This window comes from Veillonella rogosae JCM 15642 (genome assembly GCF_002959775.1).
GTDB classification, from domain to species: Bacteria; Bacillota; Negativicutes; order Veillonellales; family Veillonellaceae; genus Veillonella; species Veillonella rogosae.
Map to the genome: position 1 here is coordinate 77081 of NZ_PPCX01000008.1, position 14700 is coordinate 91780.

General features: G+C 37.3%; 17 protein-coding genes. 13 read left to right on the forward strand and 4 right to left on the reverse strand.

What is annotated here, in order from left to right:
• Positions 1-91: 91 nt before the first annotated feature.
• A complete protein-coding gene (gene pgtP / locus VRHSUH09_RS04235; protein ID WP_054748785.1) occupies positions 92-1462 on the reverse strand; it encodes a phosphoglycerate transporter PgtP in 1371 nt (456 codons plus the stop codon).
• 312 nt (positions 1463-1774) lie between these two features.
• On the opposite strand from pgtP, the gene VRHSUH09_RS04240 reads away from it, so the two are divergent.
• The 8 genes from VRHSUH09_RS04240 to VRHSUH09_RS04275 all read left to right on the forward strand — a co-directional run bounded on the left by VRHSUH09_RS04240 (position 1775) and on the right by VRHSUH09_RS04275 (position 7393).
• Positions 1775-2665 carry a phosphate ABC transporter substrate-binding protein gene (locus VRHSUH09_RS04240; RefSeq protein WP_054748783.1) on the forward strand — a complete coding sequence of 297 codons (891 nt, stop codon included), beginning with the start codon at positions 1775-1777 and terminating at the stop codon, positions 2663-2665.
• A gap of 57 nt (positions 2666-2722) precedes the next feature.
• The gene (pstC, locus tag VRHSUH09_RS04245) at positions 2723-3604 is read left to right on the forward strand and encodes a phosphate ABC transporter permease subunit PstC (protein WP_167386471.1); all 882 of its coding nucleotides are present in this window, start codon (positions 2723-2725) and stop codon (positions 3602-3604) included.
• A complete protein-coding gene (locus tag VRHSUH09_RS04250) occupies positions 3591-4409 on the forward strand; it encodes a PstA family ABC transporter permease (RefSeq protein WP_167386472.1) in 819 nt (272 codons plus the stop codon). The genes pstC and VRHSUH09_RS04250 overlap by 14 nt, the downstream gene beginning before the upstream one ends.
• Positions 4409-5152: a phosphate ABC transporter ATP-binding protein gene (locus VRHSUH09_RS04255; RefSeq protein ID WP_054748775.1), complete on the forward strand. Its 744-nt coding sequence runs from the start codon at positions 4409-4411 to the stop codon at positions 5150-5152. The genes VRHSUH09_RS04250 and VRHSUH09_RS04255 overlap by 1 nt, the downstream gene beginning before the upstream one ends.
• A gap of 386 nt (positions 5153-5538) precedes the next feature.
• Positions 5539-5760: a type II toxin-antitoxin system RelB family antitoxin gene (gene relB / locus VRHSUH09_RS04260; RefSeq protein ID WP_009352129.1), complete on the forward strand. Its 222-nt coding sequence runs from the start codon at positions 5539-5541 to the stop codon at positions 5758-5760.
• Entirely contained in the window at positions 5750-6016 is a 267-nt protein-coding gene (locus VRHSUH09_RS04265) for a type II toxin-antitoxin system RelE family toxin (protein WP_054748787.1), read from the forward strand. The genes relB and VRHSUH09_RS04265 overlap by 11 nt, the downstream gene beginning before the upstream one ends.
• Before the next feature lie 10 nt (positions 6017-6026).
• A complete protein-coding gene (locus tag VRHSUH09_RS04270) occupies positions 6027-6239 on the forward strand; it encodes a hypothetical protein (protein WP_054748772.1) in 213 nt (70 codons plus the stop codon).
• Between the two features lie 68 nt (positions 6240-6307).
• Entirely contained in the window at positions 6308-7393 is a 1086-nt protein-coding gene (locus tag VRHSUH09_RS04275) for a hypothetical protein (protein ID WP_105081486.1), read from the forward strand.
• A 93-nt stretch (positions 7394-7486) separates the two neighbouring features.
• Here the strand turns inward: VRHSUH09_RS04275 and VRHSUH09_RS04280 are convergent, their stop codons facing one another.
• Positions 7487-8278 (reverse strand): carbon-nitrogen family hydrolase, encoded by a 792-nt coding sequence (locus VRHSUH09_RS04280; protein ID WP_105081487.1) that lies wholly within the window; start codon positions 8276-8278, stop codon positions 7487-7489.
• A gap of 240 nt (positions 8279-8518) precedes the next feature.
• Here VRHSUH09_RS04280 and VRHSUH09_RS04285 point away from each other — a divergent pair, with 240 nt between their 5' ends.
• From VRHSUH09_RS04285 to VRHSUH09_RS04305, 5 genes are all read left to right on the forward strand, one after another.
• Positions 8519-9322: a polysaccharide deacetylase family protein gene (locus tag VRHSUH09_RS04285; RefSeq protein WP_009351987.1), complete on the forward strand. Its 804-nt coding sequence runs from the start codon at positions 8519-8521 to the stop codon at positions 9320-9322.
• 11 nt (positions 9323-9333) lie between these two features.
• Positions 9334-10272 carry a phosphodiester glycosidase family protein gene (locus VRHSUH09_RS04290; RefSeq protein WP_105081488.1) on the forward strand — a complete coding sequence of 313 codons (939 nt, stop codon included), beginning with the start codon at positions 9334-9336 and terminating at the stop codon, positions 10270-10272.
• Between the two features lie 8 nt (positions 10273-10280).
• Positions 10281-11228 carry a hypothetical protein gene (locus tag VRHSUH09_RS04295; RefSeq protein WP_105081489.1) on the forward strand — a complete coding sequence of 316 codons (948 nt, stop codon included), beginning with the start codon at positions 10281-10283 and terminating at the stop codon, positions 11226-11228.
• A gap of 68 nt (positions 11229-11296) precedes the next feature.
• Entirely contained in the window at positions 11297-12469 is a 1173-nt protein-coding gene (locus tag VRHSUH09_RS04300) for a glycosyltransferase family 9 protein (protein WP_105081490.1), read from the forward strand.
• A complete protein-coding gene (locus VRHSUH09_RS04305; protein WP_054748767.1) occupies positions 12456-12782 on the forward strand; it encodes a hypothetical protein in 327 nt (108 codons plus the stop codon). The genes VRHSUH09_RS04300 and VRHSUH09_RS04305 overlap by 14 nt, the downstream gene beginning before the upstream one ends.
• An 85-nt stretch (positions 12783-12867) precedes the next feature.
• Here the strand turns inward: VRHSUH09_RS04305 and VRHSUH09_RS04310 are convergent, their stop codons facing one another.
• Together VRHSUH09_RS04310 and VRHSUH09_RS04315 are read right to left on the reverse strand one after the other, a co-directional pair.
• Positions 12868-13671 (reverse strand): IS3 family transposase, encoded by an 804-nt coding sequence (locus tag VRHSUH09_RS04310; RefSeq protein WP_245875964.1) that lies wholly within the window; start codon positions 13669-13671, stop codon positions 12868-12870.
• A 23-nt stretch (positions 13672-13694) separates the two neighbouring features.
• Positions 13695-14246, reverse strand: a complete 552-nt coding sequence (locus tag VRHSUH09_RS04315) for a helix-turn-helix domain-containing protein (protein ID WP_245875963.1) — start codon at positions 14244-14246, stop codon at positions 13695-13697.
• Between the last annotated feature and the right edge of the window lie 454 nt (positions 14247-14700).

Sequence of the window (14700 nt, forward strand, 5' to 3'; positions counted from 1 at the left end):
ATACCCCCTTTACTGCTTGTCCAGTAAAGGGGGTACATATCACACATATCAATGTTACTACCTTTTTAGTTTGCTTAGGATTTTGTTGTTATTAGTTAGCTTCAGCTAGTTGAAGTTGTTCGAGTTCTGCTTCTTTAGCATCTAATTCTTTTGCACCAAAGTGAGCCAGTACACAGAATGTAACACAAAGAATACATGCTACCAATAAGAGATAGAAACCTGCGTTCCACCCAAATTTGTCAGCTAATACACCGAATAGTGTTGTACCGAGGTTGGCACCTACAATGTAGCTCATGAAACCGCGAAGACCAACGGCTGAGCCTACAGCAAATGGAGGTACAATATCCATTGTTTGAACAGAGGCAAGGAATTGAGGAATGTAGATTAAACAACCCACAATAGCCGCAAAGAATGTAACCCATAAGAGGGATTCACTTTGCCAATAGCCGAAGATACAGAAGAATATAATGCTTACAGCGATAATTGCTGGTGGCATACGATAACCTTTAAAGAATTTATCGGAAATGTAACCCGCAAAAATAGTAGAAGGTATAGCAGCCCATTCAAAGAATAAGAATGCTACAGACATCTCTGCTTTGGAGAAACCTTTTACTTGTAATAGGTAAATTGGAAGCCAAGTAAGCATACCGAAACGAATCATGTAAACAAATGTATCTACTAATGATACATACCAAGCATTTTTGTTTTTCAATACATATTTTACAAAAATTTCTCGTGTATTCATATGAGGTGCCTCAGAGCTTCTATGTGCTTTATGAGCCGTATCCGCAATGATTTCGCTTGTAGGTGGTAAACCTTCACGCTCAGGGCTTTCTTTGATTAAGAAGAAAATAGCGATAGCTACAACTATGGCAATGATTGCAGGGATACCATAGCTACCTAATTGCCAATGATCTGTAGTTGTGAAATATAGTGCAGCCGTAACGATTGGCGCTACGATACCGCCACCAAGATTGTGTGAGATATTCCAAATTGCACCATAACGGCCGCGTTCTTGTTTTGGATACCATTTCGCTAGAGTAATGAAGGATGGGCCTACACCAAAACCTTGGAAGAAACCATTAAGAACTACTAGTACTAAGAAGAAGGCGAGGCTGTCGGCAAAGCTCATAAAAATGTTGATAATTGCACAGCAAATAAGACCGAAAGCCATAAATTTTGCAGGACTTGCTTTGTCTGCAAGACTACTCATAAAGCCTTTACTTAAACCGTAGGCGATAAGCATACCACTAGATAGCAAACCGATTTCTGTTTTGCTCATGTGGAGAATATCTGATAAGAAATGAGTTGATAAGGCAAAGTTGTTACGAACGATATAGTACGCCGCATAACCAATAAAAATACCAAGTAGAGATTGAAATCTGTATTTATAATATAGATTCATAATCATACTTTGTGGTACAGATGATTTTGCCTCTTTAGGTTGTAGAAATGAAAACATAGTTATTACCTTTCTTTATTAATAACTAAATCCTGTTGCATTGATAATACTAACATTTCTATAGAAATTATGTAAATGATTTATAACACAAAAGTAAGTGTTAATGTTATAAAAATAATTTATAAGATGGTTATATTATAGTAAAATGTATATAGTATAAAAATAACTTTCAGTATGATGAGCATTTTGGAACTGAATAAATATAGTAGTCTATAGTGTTGGAGTTGTATTGTAATCAATAGATTTGTTTTGTTATAATTATACTGTTATTAAATAATCATTATTCTATTACTTATATTAAGGAGATTGTATATGAAAGGCTTTACTAAACGTGCAATTCTTGCTGCTTGTGTTGGCGCAGCAATGCTTATTTCTGCAGGTTGTGGTTTCAACCAAAATGCACAAAATACACAATTAACATATAATGGTTCCTCCACATTGGCACCAGTTATTTCTAAGATCGCTACAGATTTTACAGAAAAGAATAAAACTTGGAGTCATGCGGATAGTTCTTTACCAGATAAAGATATTACTATTTATGTATCTTCTGGTGGTTCTGGCACAGGTATTAAAGCGGTTATCGATGGCACTGCGGACTTTGGTTTAGTAGCACGAGAAGTGAAAGACAGCGAAAAAGCAAAAATAAAAGACTACAACGAAATTAAAGTAGGTATTGATGCCTTAACAATTGCTGTAAATCCTGAAAATCCTTTATATGCCATAAAAGATAATCTTACTAAAGAAGAGATTATTAAAATCTTCTCAGGCGAGTATAAAACTTGGAATCAAGTAGATCCTTCCTTGCCTAATCAAGAAATCATCGTAGTAACACGCGATCTTGGTGGCGGTGCCCATGAAGTATTCCAACAAAAAATTATGGGTTCTGTAGAGGTGACTAAAGATGCTATTCAAGCTCCATCTATGGGTGCTCTTGTAACTAAAGTTAAAGAAAATCCATATGCTATTGGTTACGCATCTTATGGCATGTTGGGTCAAAATAAAGGCCAAATCGTTGCCTTCAAAGTTGATGGTGTAGCTCCAACAGACGAAACGATTACTGATGGTTCTTACATGATTCAACGTCCACTTCTTATCGTAGGTAAAGGTAATATGGGCGGTGTAGCAGACGCTTTCACAAAATACTTGAAGTCTGAAGAAGGCCGTAAAGTTATTCATAAAATGGGCTTTGTTCCTGTAAACTAATCAGATAGAATAAAAGCAAGGCTGCGGCCTTGCTTTTTTCTTATGAAAGGAGAGTCTATGCATTTATCAGATCGTTTTATATCTGGCATAGTACCGATTATGGCGGTATCTGTTCTCGTCTTATATATAGGGATCGTACTCTATATGGCGATAGAGGCGTGGCCCGCTTTGATACATATGTCTTGGATGGATATTGTAACCGGTACAGTCTGGAAGCCTATGGCACAAAGTCCTGTATTAGGTCTGGCCTATATTATTTCTGCTAGTCTCTATATATCTCTGTTATCATTGATATGGGCGTTGCCCTTGGGGATTGGTACCTCTGTAGGTTTGAGTCTAGGTGTATCACCACGTATTCGCCAATTTTGTTTATCTACTATAGATATGATCGCTGGTATACCTTCTGTTATTGTTGGTTTTATCGGTCTTGCCGTAGTGGTTCCGGCCATTCAATCGATGTTTTCTTTGTCTACCGGTGAGTCTATTTTATCGGCTAGTCTTGTATTAGCCTTTATGATTTTGCCTTATATTGTGACCCACTGTACGGAATCTATCGAAACCTATCGTCAGCGCTATGAAGAAACGGCTTTGGGCCTTGGTATATCGCCGTGGCATACCATGAAAGCTATCGTACTACCTAGTGCAAAAGGTTCGATCATTCTTAGTTCTGTGCTAGCCTTCTCCCGTGCTATGGGAGAGACCATGGCCGTTATGATGGTTGTCGGTAATGCTCCCATCTTGCCTAATTTACTGGGTAAGGCTGAGCCAATTCCATCTCTTATTGCACTTGAAATGGGTAGTGTAGAGTATAATAGCTTGCATTATAGCGGTTTATATGTAGCGGCGTTAGTATTGCTAATCATTTTGATACTGACTAATGTTCTAGTCTATATGTATTCTTGGAAAACTAGAAAGGATGGTCATCATGAAGTTATCTAATCTTGCATTAGCTACTTGGGCTTATGGCAGTCTAGTCCTAGTTATGGCAATACTCATCGCTGCGTGTAGTTATATTGTGTATCATGGGGGGCCATTAATAACTGTTGATTTCCTCTGGCTCTACCCAGTGGGCATGCCTCTCGGTGTAGAAGGGGGCATATTCCCTGCCATAATTGGTAGTATTTTAGAGGGCTTATTAACGGCTTCTATGGCGGCTATTGTAAGTGTTCCTTGTGCTCTTTACATGGTATATGGCAATATTTCTCGTTGGAAATCAGAATGCTTTTTATTCACTCTACGCTGTATGTCCGGATTACCATCTGTATTGATTGGTTTGTTCGGGTATAGTGTGCTGATTTTATATTTAGGTATCGATAAAAGCTTATTATCTGCATCGATTACGTTAACGGTAATGGTTATACCTTTTATTACGTTGCGCCTTGTGAAAGTATTCCACGAGTTTCCTCGTGAAACTTATGAGGCGGCTCTCAATATGGGGCTTTCACCAAGTTATATTTGGCTGCATATGGTCATACCGAGTGCCATGCGCGACGGATTGAGCGCTATAGCCCTTGGAGCGGCCTATGCGATGGGGGCCACCGCACCGATTATGTATACTGGTGCCGTATTATATACAAGGTCAATACCGAATATAACGGATCCATTTATGGCCTTGCCATATCATTTGTACATTTTGGTAAACGAAGGTTATTCAGTAGATTTAGCCTATGCTACAGCCTTTGTATTGATGGTTATATTACTTTGTATCAATATTATTTGTCGCTACATAGGAGGGCGGTCTTGATGAGCATCATATTAGATATTAAAGATATAGAGGTGTCCATTGATGAGCATCCTATTTTGCAACACATAACCTTGCCTATTACAGAACATGCTATTACGGCTGTTATTGGGCCGTCTGGTTGTGGTAAAAGTACATTGTTAGCTACGCTTAACGGTAGCTTACAGGCACCGAAAAAAGTCACTAATGGACAAATTATTTACGATGGCCTATCTGTAGACTCAATGGATCCGCAAATGTTACGTCGCCAAATCGGTCTTATCGGACAACAACCGACCGTATTTCCTGGTACCATTGAAGATAATATGGTATTTGCTCTAAATTATTATAAAGAGTTATCCTCTGCAGACAGAAAGGCTAAAGCGATACAATGTTTAGAGCAGGCTGGATTATATAGCGAAATTAATGGCGATATGAAGCGCTTGGCAAGTTCTTTATCTGGCGGTCAACAACAGCGCCTGTGTATTGCGCGAAGCTTGACCGTAGATCCTCGAGTAATGCTCTTTGATGAGCCGTGCTCTGCCCTTGATATAAAAAACAGCTTGCATATTGAGGCATTGCTAACAGAGTTAAAAGCAAAACAAACGATTGTCATTGTTACTCATAATTTACAACAAGCTAGACGCATTGCAGACTACACTGTCTTTATGAATGAGGGCCGAGTGGTAGAGTGGGGACCTACAGAGCAAATATTCTCTGATCCACAACAAGAATTAACTCGTGATTATTTGGCATTTGGCGGATAATCTTGAAAGCTTTATATTCTTGTAAAAAACTAAAGATAAAATTTCTATAAACTGTTGACATATTTCGTTTAAAATTGTATATTATAGGTGACATACTGGCGTGTCGTTAAGGGACTGTGAGAGAGTTAAGCCAGACTGACATATGATATAGTTCGAGAGTAACTATATACATAAAAAGGCGTACTGCTGAGAGATGAGAGAAGGGCGGTATGCCTTTTTTGTATGTAAAATACGAGTTAGCCTGTTTCTTTATAATCTAATAAGTAATGTAAAATATAAATATTATAAATATAAATTTTTATTAAAATAATGATGGTTGCGAGTTTAAAATATAGACTAAGACCTCCTTATGTAATACAATGTATTACATAAGGAGGTGCTTTTATATGGCAAATATTTCAGTCCGTTTAAATGAACAAGAAGAAGAGTTATTTAAAACCTATGCTGAGTTTATGGATGAAACACTTTCTACCCTCTTTAAGAAGGCTTTACTAGAAAAGATTGAAGATGAATTTGATCTTAAGGTAGGTCAAAAAGCATTAGCAGAATACGAGCAAGATCCTGTTACTTATTCTGTAGCGGAAATGCGTGCAAAATATGGCTTATAAACTTGAGTTTTCTAAACGGTTTGATAAGCAATTTTCTAAATTAGATAGATCAACGCAACGCTATCTTTTTAATTGGCTTATCAAGCATTTAGATAATGTTGAAAATCCTAGATATTCAGGAAAATCATTGACTGATAATAAAACAGGACTTTGGCGTTATCGTATTGGTAATTATAGAGTTATTGCTGATATTAATGACCATAGATGCGTTATTTTAGCATTAGAAGTGGGGCATCGAAAAGATATTTACAAATAGAGGATATACCATGAAATACTTACGTCGTGAACTTAATCAAGTAGAAAAAGAATACTTAAAACAATTTGGACAAGACTCGTTGAACCGTGTCGTTCTCCACGATCCAAATACAAAGGATAAACAAGAAGTACAAGACACCATTGATATCCTAAAGGAAGCTATGGCTAAGAACAAACCTCTAGAGCAAGTTCCAGAAGATATGTGGAAGCTTATTGAGTTTTAAATTACCTAAGTAGCTATATAATATGTGCAGCAACTCTTTTTTATATAGTTTATTTAATGGAGATATGAATGAAGTTAAAAGGATTTATACTTGTTGTGACCGCATTGGTTGCGAACATAGGAATAACAAATGCTGAGCGGTTATCCACTCCATCTGTAGGAACACCTTTGGGCACAAACGCTACTCAAGTTAATAGAACCCAATCTTTAGAGGTTATGCCTTATATGGAAAGTAAAGTAACGGGTGAAACAGAATTATCTTATGCTGTTATGTCTCTTGCTAAAAAAACATATAACGAACAAATATTACAGCAGCGAGATGAGGAATCGCGTATGCACGCTCATATAGAGGAACATAATAGAAGAATAAGAAGTACGCCACAACGAGACTTTATTAAAAATCCCTATACACGAGAAGAAATTGAAAAACAAATTGTAGATGCTATTAATTTTAGGGAAAGCATTAAATATCCTGTTAATGACAAGGAATATTACAATCATATAGATGTAGACAAAGTGAATGATTTGTCAGGTTTTCCAAAGAAAATACCATCATTTGCTAAGCAGGTTGATATTCATTTAAAACCACCTAAGGCAATTGAAGATGGTCGTTACATCCAAGTTTCTTTTACAGGCAAACCATCAGAACTAAAGCCTTATATTCAAGATGCAGAAAATCATGCTAAGCTCATTATTACTAAGGGGGAGGCTGAACGTGTTTCTATCAAACCGTACGAAAATGTTAAGACGAATTATAGAAAATATCTGTCTACTATATTGCCAGAAGAATGGATTGAAGTAACGAATACATACAACAATATGTATCAATATAAAGTGGCGTTAAGCAATGAGAATATTAAGCAAAAAGTTGATCATGAACTCGCTAACCAAATGAACAATCAAATGTTTATGGGATTAGAGCAAGATACTAGTCAATTAAGTTCTGATAAAGTGTTATCCAATGATGAAAATAAGGCTTTACAGAAAAAATATTTAGGTTACTATTCCTATAAGGAAGTAAACCGACCATTTGAAGCGGGATATACATTTTACATCTTTAAATTTGATTATTTGTATAACTCATTTACTGTCGCAGGGATGGCCGTTAATCCAGAACAAACTAGAGTAATTTATTTCCTCCATACAGTACAATAAAAACAAAACAAAACAAAACAAAACTAAAGGCACATTGTTAAATGAATACTTTTCCTAATATAAGGAGAAATTCAATAACAATGTGCCTTTATGTTATAGGTTGTAGAGTTCTGGTTTACGGTCCCTAAAGATATTAATTTTATTGCGAATGTCTTCGACTACGGTAAGGTCGATGTCTACGGAAGCAATGCCTTCATTCGTATCCATTTCGAGGAGGTTCGTGCCCCACGGGTCATAAACGGCGGAGTGACCTGTGCTTTGAACTCGACCAATAGTACCGCATCCGTTGACTGCGCAAAGGAATAATTGGTTTTCAATTGCTCGTACTTCGTTTAGTACTTGCCAGTGACGTAGACGCATCGTAGGCCATTGGGCGGGTACGAATAAGAGTTCAGTACCTGGTAATGCAGCCATTCTCACTAGCTCAGGAAAACGAATGTCGTAACAGATAACCGTGCTACAAGGGATCCCATCGAGTTCAAAATGGGTCGTATGAGTACCGCTAGCAAAGTATTTGTCTTCTTTAGCGGGGCTAAAGCCGTGCATTTTGGAATATTCACCTACGAGGGCACCTTCACGATTGTAAGCATAGGATGTATTGAATACAAGATCATCTTTCGCCACAGCGACAGAGCCGCCTATGATATTCACGTTGTGTTCTTTTGCAAAGGCGGTGAGCAATGATTTTGTTCTTTCCCCATTTCTGTCGGCAATCGTAATTAAATCATCTGATGGGTGAAAGCCTGTATTCCAAGTTTCAGGTAAAACAATAATATCAGGATTTTCTGTAAGTGATTGAGTGAGTAACTCTTGAACGCGATTGTAATTGTATTCTACGTCATTTACGTGAACGTCCATTTGTAAGAGGGTTAAGCGTTTTTTCATGGCAAATCCTTTATCGATTAGAAGCGTATAATGTTAGTGATTTGTATTATAATTAGAATATTAAAGCATTCCATTCTAGATTACAACATAAAGTATCGTTAAAGGTGTTTTAGAGGATATATCTCTTTAGATTATAAATCATCTGTTTTAGCTATACGTAAATGGGGTGGAGTTTTTACTATTCTTCATAGAAATGTTATAATATTCTGTATATAATTGTGTTCTGATAGAGGAGGACCTATGAAACGGATTCCGTTAGTAACACTATTGGTTGTGGCATTGGCAATGCTTGTGGCAGGTTGTGGATTGCTTTCACAAAAAACAGAGCCTACTAGTTCAGCGCCACCAGTAAAAGAAGTTAAGATGGTACATCCATCGGGCATTCCTGTCCTTATGTATCATAAAATCGGCGACGATAAAGATAATGATGCGGTTATTCGAGAGGATTTGTTCCGAGAGCAAATGAAATTCCTCAAGGATAATGGATATAATCCATTGACGATGGACCAATTGTATGAATACGTTGTAAATGGTGCTGCAGTACCTGAAAAACCAGTTGTTTTAACCTTTGATGACGGTTATGCAGATACGTATACAATCGTATATCCACTCATGAAAGAGTATGGATTCCCAGCCACTGTATTTATTAATCCTGGTGATATTGGAACGCGTTTAACTTGGGATCAAGTGCGTGAAATGCACAAAAATGGTATCACTATTTCTAACCATGGTTTCCAACATGTAGAAATGGGCCAATTATCCGAAGAGAAACAAATTGAAAATATCACAAAGGCTCAAGAAGCACTGGCTAAAGAGGTGGGCATCAAGAATAATCCTTGGTTCTGCTATCCATATGGAGATAAAAATGAATTCACCGACTCAGCATCTAAAAAGGCTGGTATAAAAATGGGTATGGCTATGAAATCTGGCTGGGCTCATACAGGTGATAATCCATATAACATTTTGCGTGTTTGGGTAGGTAATGCGGTAGATATCAAGCATTTTGAAGAACGCATTAGTACCGAGCATTTCACTGATTTATAAGGAGAAATACATTGTTCAAAAAGAATTGGGTAAAGTTCATCATCATGGTGTTCTTATTTACCGTTGCGACCTCACCGTTCGTGGTGCTCTTTGGACCCTTTAATAATGTAAAACGCGCCGTTATCGGTGCTATCTTACAATCTCGTCATCCTCATTACATTACGTGGTTGTTTAATGAAGAAGAACTACAATCTATTTTGGGGACTGTTGGGGTTGTTAAAAGCCAAGATTTATTCAAGTTTAATGCCCGTGAAGACAAGTCTTTAAACCTTGAAAAAATTCAGTCTGCTCGTTATGTAGGCTATATCTTAGAAATTCCAGATCCTCGTCGTATCCAAGTAGGTACAGCGGCTAACATTCAAGAAAAGGGCGATACTACAAGTAATATTGCTAAAATGAATAATGCGGTAGCTGCTATCAACGGCGGTGGTTTCCATGATCCTAATGGTACTGGTACAGGTCGTTTGCCATATGGCTTTATCTTGCATGATGGAGAATATGTTATCGGTAAGGATGTAGGTCCTGATGAAGATGTAGACTTTGTAGGCTTCTCTAAATCTGGTAACCTTATCGCTGGTAACTATGATAAAACTCAACTATCTGATATGAAAGCCATGGAAGGTATTACCTTTGGTCCACCTCTTATTGTAGACGGTAAGAAAATGATCACTGAAGGTGATGGTGGCTGGGGCGTAGGCCCACGTACTGCTATCGGTCAAAAGAAAGATGGTACAGTATTATTCCTCGTAATCGATGGTCGTCAACCAGGGTACTCCATTGGTGCTACCTTGCGTGACGTACAAGATATTCTCTTTGAAAAAGGTTGCTATATTGCAGCGAATTTAGATGGTGGTTCTAGTTCTACCTTATACCTCAATGGTAAAGTGGTGAACAAACCGGCCGATTTGTTAGGGGAACGCATGATCCCAACGGCGTTTATCGTGAAATAGGAGGACAAATGAAACCTTTTACGCGTGTACTGAGCGCCTTTGCGGTAGGTATTCTTCTGCAAGGTGGGGTATACCTATACCTTGATCAATATATGTTTGCGCCGACTACGGAATTTAATGTAGCAGGTGCGTCAAAAGATGATACTAAAAACTTTCCGGATGTAAAGGAAGGTACTAAATATGTATCCTACGACCGTCAATTTATGGCGGTTGTTACAGAAAACTCTTTGAAAATCTACAAGGCTAATGAAAGTAAGCCTACAACGATAGATTTGAAAGGGCGTTCGATTAGTTACTTCAACTGGATGCCAGACCGTAACTATGCCATCATGGGCTTATATGACTCTCGCGATGTCGTTATGGCTCGTCTCAATGCAGATGATCCAGAGCATGAAGTGGATACCAAGCTTGAAGATTTACCAAAAGGTAGTAAAATCGTAGATGCTGCATACTCTGAAGCGACAAACGTAGTATATATGAAGGTAAAAGTTCAAGAGCATGTATATCGTATTTATCGTACAGATGCTAACTACGATACGCGTCGCGTGTATATGCAGGCTACTGATATCGGTCATATCGGCGTTTTCTACGATGAAGATAACTTCTTCTACGATAATGTTAAAACTGGCGATATCTTTATGTTTAATGGTATCGAAGGTGGCTGGCGTGTTATCAACCCACCAGGACGTTTCCGCTTAATTGGTGTTGATACAGATAAGACAATCTACATTGCTCGTGTTGATGAGGACAATAATGCATTGACTGTTTACACTGGCAAATTAGGTGTAGGTTTCAAACCAGTTTACAAATACAATCATCCTACTACTTTCAATGAATTAAAATTGTCTGACGTAAAAGACATCATCAAGAATGGTAGTGAAGAAACTAAAAAGGTGACAGAAGATGATACGTCTTCTAAATCATCTAACACTAGTGATAGTAAAAAGAAATCTTAAGAAAAAGCCTTTATAATGCTTCATTATAAAGGCTTTATTCCTATGTTATATGTACCATAAGGATATCTATGAATATATTATTTGTACGCCTTAGTTACATTGGGGATATCTTGCATGCTACCCCTGCGGCGCGCTGGATCAAAGAACAGTATCCAGATGCCAAGTTACACTGGATTGTAACGCCTAGCATGGTGGAGCTGCTAGACAGTAATCCCTATGTAGATGGAATCATCCCCTGGGAACGGGATGAATACGAGGCACATTCTAAAAAACTGCATATCCCGACAATGTGGCGCATGTGGTGGGAGCTGAAGGCTAAATTAGAGCCCTACAAATTTGATGTAGCCGTTGATGTACAAGGGCGACTGATAACCGGTCTTGTTCTATTGGCTTCTGGTGCGCCTATTCGCTTAGGACTTGGTGGTACAAAAGAGCTGAATTGGCTATTTACAAACTATAAAACAAAGCCAAGTACAGATCATGTTATCAAGCGTTATGTTGAGGTGGCACAACTTTTAAAAGAGGCTGTTGCTAAACAGGCTGATTTAGATACACCTCTTAAAACTGTTGATAATCTTCTGGAACCTGAAACATTAAATAACGTTAGTGCTAATAAGATGTATCATATGGATTTCCATGTACCATCGAAGTTACATACCTGGGCAGAAGAACAGTGGAAAACGATTGATAATCATACTTCTTTAAATCGTGGTGAAGTAGAAAAACCTCTACGTGTGGGATTGGTCTTAGGTACGTCTTGGGCGACGAAAGAATGGCCTCAAGAAAAATGGTATTCCCTTATTAAATCACTGCAATATAGAGCTAATTTTGTTTGCTTAGGCGGGCCTAAAGAGGCTACACAATACAAACCTTTGATGGATTCTTTGGCCGCTGAGGGCATTGATCAGATTATGCTGAATATGCTAGGAAAGACGACACTTCAAGAGGTAGGCGCCTTAATTGAAAGCTGTGACGTAGTAGTTACGGCTGACACGGGCTCCTTACATATTGCATTAGCGCTTAATAAGCCTGTAGTGGCTCTCTTTGGACCTACAAATCCTAAATTATGGGGACCACTAACGGGGACCTTTAAGGTACTTGTAAATGATGAATTAGATTGCTTAGGTTGTCGTAAACGACGGTGTCCTAAGCCTGATCAATATTGTATGTCTGGTATTGAGCCAGTTCGTGTTAAAAAGGCAATTTTCGAATTGATAGGAGATAGAAATGGCAAAGTTTAAAATTCAAAAAGGCTTATCCGATGCGGATATGTTGAAAAACTTTAAAGATACAGAAAATTTTGAAGATACTATGCTTGATATGGAACGGGCAGCTAAAAAGCCTGTAGTACATCAAAGTCCAAAGCAAAAGGAAGATGCTTTCTATCGTGAGTTCTTAACTGAAAAAGTGGAGACTATGATTGGTAAAATGCTTCTAGACATCAAGATGGAGTACTTTAAAGAAGGTGAAGGTGCTTTCTCTATTCAAGTGAAACGAGAGGGTAAGAATATCGTTCTTGAAACGGCGCCTAAAAAGGTTAAACCTGAAAAATAAGCTGTATAATGGCATTTACTAATAGTAAAAAATAAAAGAACCTGTCCATAAATTGATCTGCACCCATTTTCTTGGACAGATATAATTAAGCTACTTTTTGGGAATGAGTTCGGTATTCTACCGGACTCATTCCTTTTAATTTGAGCTTAATGCGTTTTGTATTGTAATAATCAATATAATCTCTTAATTTGTTGATAAAATCTTCATAGGAAGTAAATTCCTCTAAATATAACAACTCTGACTTTAGTAAGCCAAAGAAGTTTTCCATCACGCTATTATCCAAACAGTTTCCTTTTCGAGACATACTTTGGATGATAGCGTGATTTTTTAATGTTTCTTGATAACTGCTATGCTGGTACTGCCAGCCTTGATCCGAATGTAAGATACAACCTTTGCTATGTGGCCTGTTTTTAAAGGCCTTATCTAGCATAGATAACACCTGTGTTAATACAGGGCGTTCTGATATTTCATAGGATACAATTTCTCCATTATACATATCTAAGATTGGTGATAAATAAACCTTACGCCCAAACAAGTGGAATTCGGTAATATCTGTTGTCCATTTTTGATCTGGCTTTGTTGCCGTAAAGTTTCGCTTAATGATATTAGGAGCAATTTTTCCTTCGGTACCCCTATATGAACGGTACTTCTTTAGACGAACTTTACATGTTAAGTTTTCTTCCTTCATAATACGCATCACAACTTTGTGATTCATATGGAAGCCTAATTTATGTAATGCTATTGTGATTCGGCGATATCCGTAGCGACCTTTATTCATCGTTACCAGTGTACGAATCGCTTCTCGTTCCTCTGCATATTTGTCTCCCTTTTTTATGCTAACCAAGCGTGCATAATATGTACTACGACTAATGCCAAAGTACTCAAGCATAAACTGAAGGGGATATATTTTTCTTAATCTTTCGATGGCAATTGTTTGTGCTTTTTTTTTACAGCTTTATTAGGTTTAGCAATTTCACGCATTTCTTTCATAAAGTCGTCATAGAAAGATATTTCATATTTCAACCTAGCGATTTCAGCTTCTAGTTCTTTTATCCGTTCTTTGTCTGATTTAATACATTGATCTTTTGTAGATGGTATTAGTTCTTTCGGTTTCATAGATGGTCTACCTTTAGGCTTGGGCTGCAACCCTAAAATCCCTTCGTCTAAATACCGCTTTTGCCACATGGCAATTAGACCAGGGTTATCTAAATTAAATAATTCTGCTGTTTCATTATAGGATAACTTATTCTTCCACCGAGTTTCAAGAACTTTACGTTTAAAAGCTGCTGAAAATACTTGTTTACCAATTTTATGGGTCAAATTATGACTAAGCTTAAACTTGTATAGCCAATTTCTTACAGTACTTTCTGGAACTTCAAGCTCTTTAGCAATTCTAAAGCGACTCCAGCCTTTTTTAGAAAGATAAATAGCCTTTTCTTTTACTTCTTTTGAATATTTTGACATAAAAAACTGCACCTCCAAAAATTGTGTCCAATTTTTGGGGTGCAGTTCAAATGGACAGGTTCTTTTGCATATTTATGTAATTATAAGAACGGGTTATATTATCAATAAAAATGATGAGCTTATAAGTGTACCGATGTTTATCGAATTACTACATTTATAAATACCGATATGCTTTGGAGCCTTTTTAATAATAACTAAAAATTATTACGGTATAATTTTTGGTTTCTCATTAAAAAGAGCAATTACAGAGAAATTGATTTGATTAAACATACACGCTAAAAGCTAGCTTTTTTGTAGTTTTGTGTGATTACTATCACGAAAAAATCATCTTTAGACACATGAATTTATGAGTAAATAGCATAATATAGTTGTTGACAAAGAATTTTATAAGTAGTCTAATATAAGTATGTCTTAACGATTTATAGAGTGTTTGGCTTGTGTGAGCAGACATCAA

What these genes read in the sequence shown, in the direction of transcription:
- VRHSUH09_RS04310 (WP_245875964.1), bottom strand. Translation starts at nt 13,671, where the DNA reads ATGCTTGAGTACTTTGGCATTAGTCGTAGTACATATTATGCACGCTTG.
- VRHSUH09_RS04280 (WP_105081487.1), bottom strand. Translation starts at nt 8,278, where the DNA reads ATGAAAAAACGCTTAACCCTCTTACAAATGGACGTTCACGTAAATGAC.
- VRHSUH09_RS04275 (WP_105081486.1), top strand. Translation starts at nt 6,308, where the DNA reads ATGAAGTTAAAAGGATTTATACTTGTTGTGACCGCATTGGTTGCGAAC.
- VRHSUH09_RS04250 (WP_167386472.1), top strand. Translation starts at nt 3,591, where the DNA reads ATGAAGTTATCTAATCTTGCATTAGCTACTTGGGCTTATGGCAGTCTA.
- pstC (WP_167386471.1), top strand. Translation starts at nt 2,723, where the DNA reads ATGCATTTATCAGATCGTTTTATATCTGGCATAGTACCGATTATGGCG.
- VRHSUH09_RS04315 (WP_245875963.1), bottom strand. Translation starts at nt 14,246, where the DNA reads ATGTCAAAATATTCAAAAGAAGTAAAAGAAAAGGCTATTTATCTTTCT.
- VRHSUH09_RS04240 (WP_054748783.1), top strand. Translation starts at nt 1,775, where the DNA reads ATGAAAGGCTTTACTAAACGTGCAATTCTTGCTGCTTGTGTTGGCGCA.
- VRHSUH09_RS04285 (WP_009351987.1), top strand. Translation starts at nt 8,519, where the DNA reads ATGAAACGGATTCCGTTAGTAACACTATTGGTTGTGGCATTGGCAATG.
- VRHSUH09_RS04300 (WP_105081490.1), top strand. Translation starts at nt 11,297, where the DNA reads ATGAATATATTATTTGTACGCCTTAGTTACATTGGGGATATCTTGCAT.
- VRHSUH09_RS04295 (WP_105081489.1), top strand. Translation starts at nt 10,281, where the DNA reads ATGAAACCTTTTACGCGTGTACTGAGCGCCTTTGCGGTAGGTATTCTT.
- VRHSUH09_RS04270 (WP_054748772.1), top strand. Translation starts at nt 6,027, where the DNA reads ATGAAATACTTACGTCGTGAACTTAATCAAGTAGAAAAAGAATACTTA.
- pgtP (WP_054748785.1), bottom strand. Translation starts at nt 1,462, where the DNA reads ATGTTTTCATTTCTACAACCTAAAGAGGCAAAATCATCTGTACCACAA.
- relB (WP_009352129.1), top strand. Translation starts at nt 5,539, where the DNA reads ATGGCAAATATTTCAGTCCGTTTAAATGAACAAGAAGAAGAGTTATTT.
- VRHSUH09_RS04305 (WP_054748767.1), top strand. Translation starts at nt 12,456, where the DNA reads ATGGCAAAGTTTAAAATTCAAAAAGGCTTATCCGATGCGGATATGTTG.
- VRHSUH09_RS04265 (WP_054748787.1), top strand. Translation starts at nt 5,750, where the DNA reads ATGGCTTATAAACTTGAGTTTTCTAAACGGTTTGATAAGCAATTTTCT.
- VRHSUH09_RS04255 (WP_054748775.1), top strand. Translation starts at nt 4,409, where the DNA reads ATGAGCATCATATTAGATATTAAAGATATAGAGGTGTCCATTGATGAG.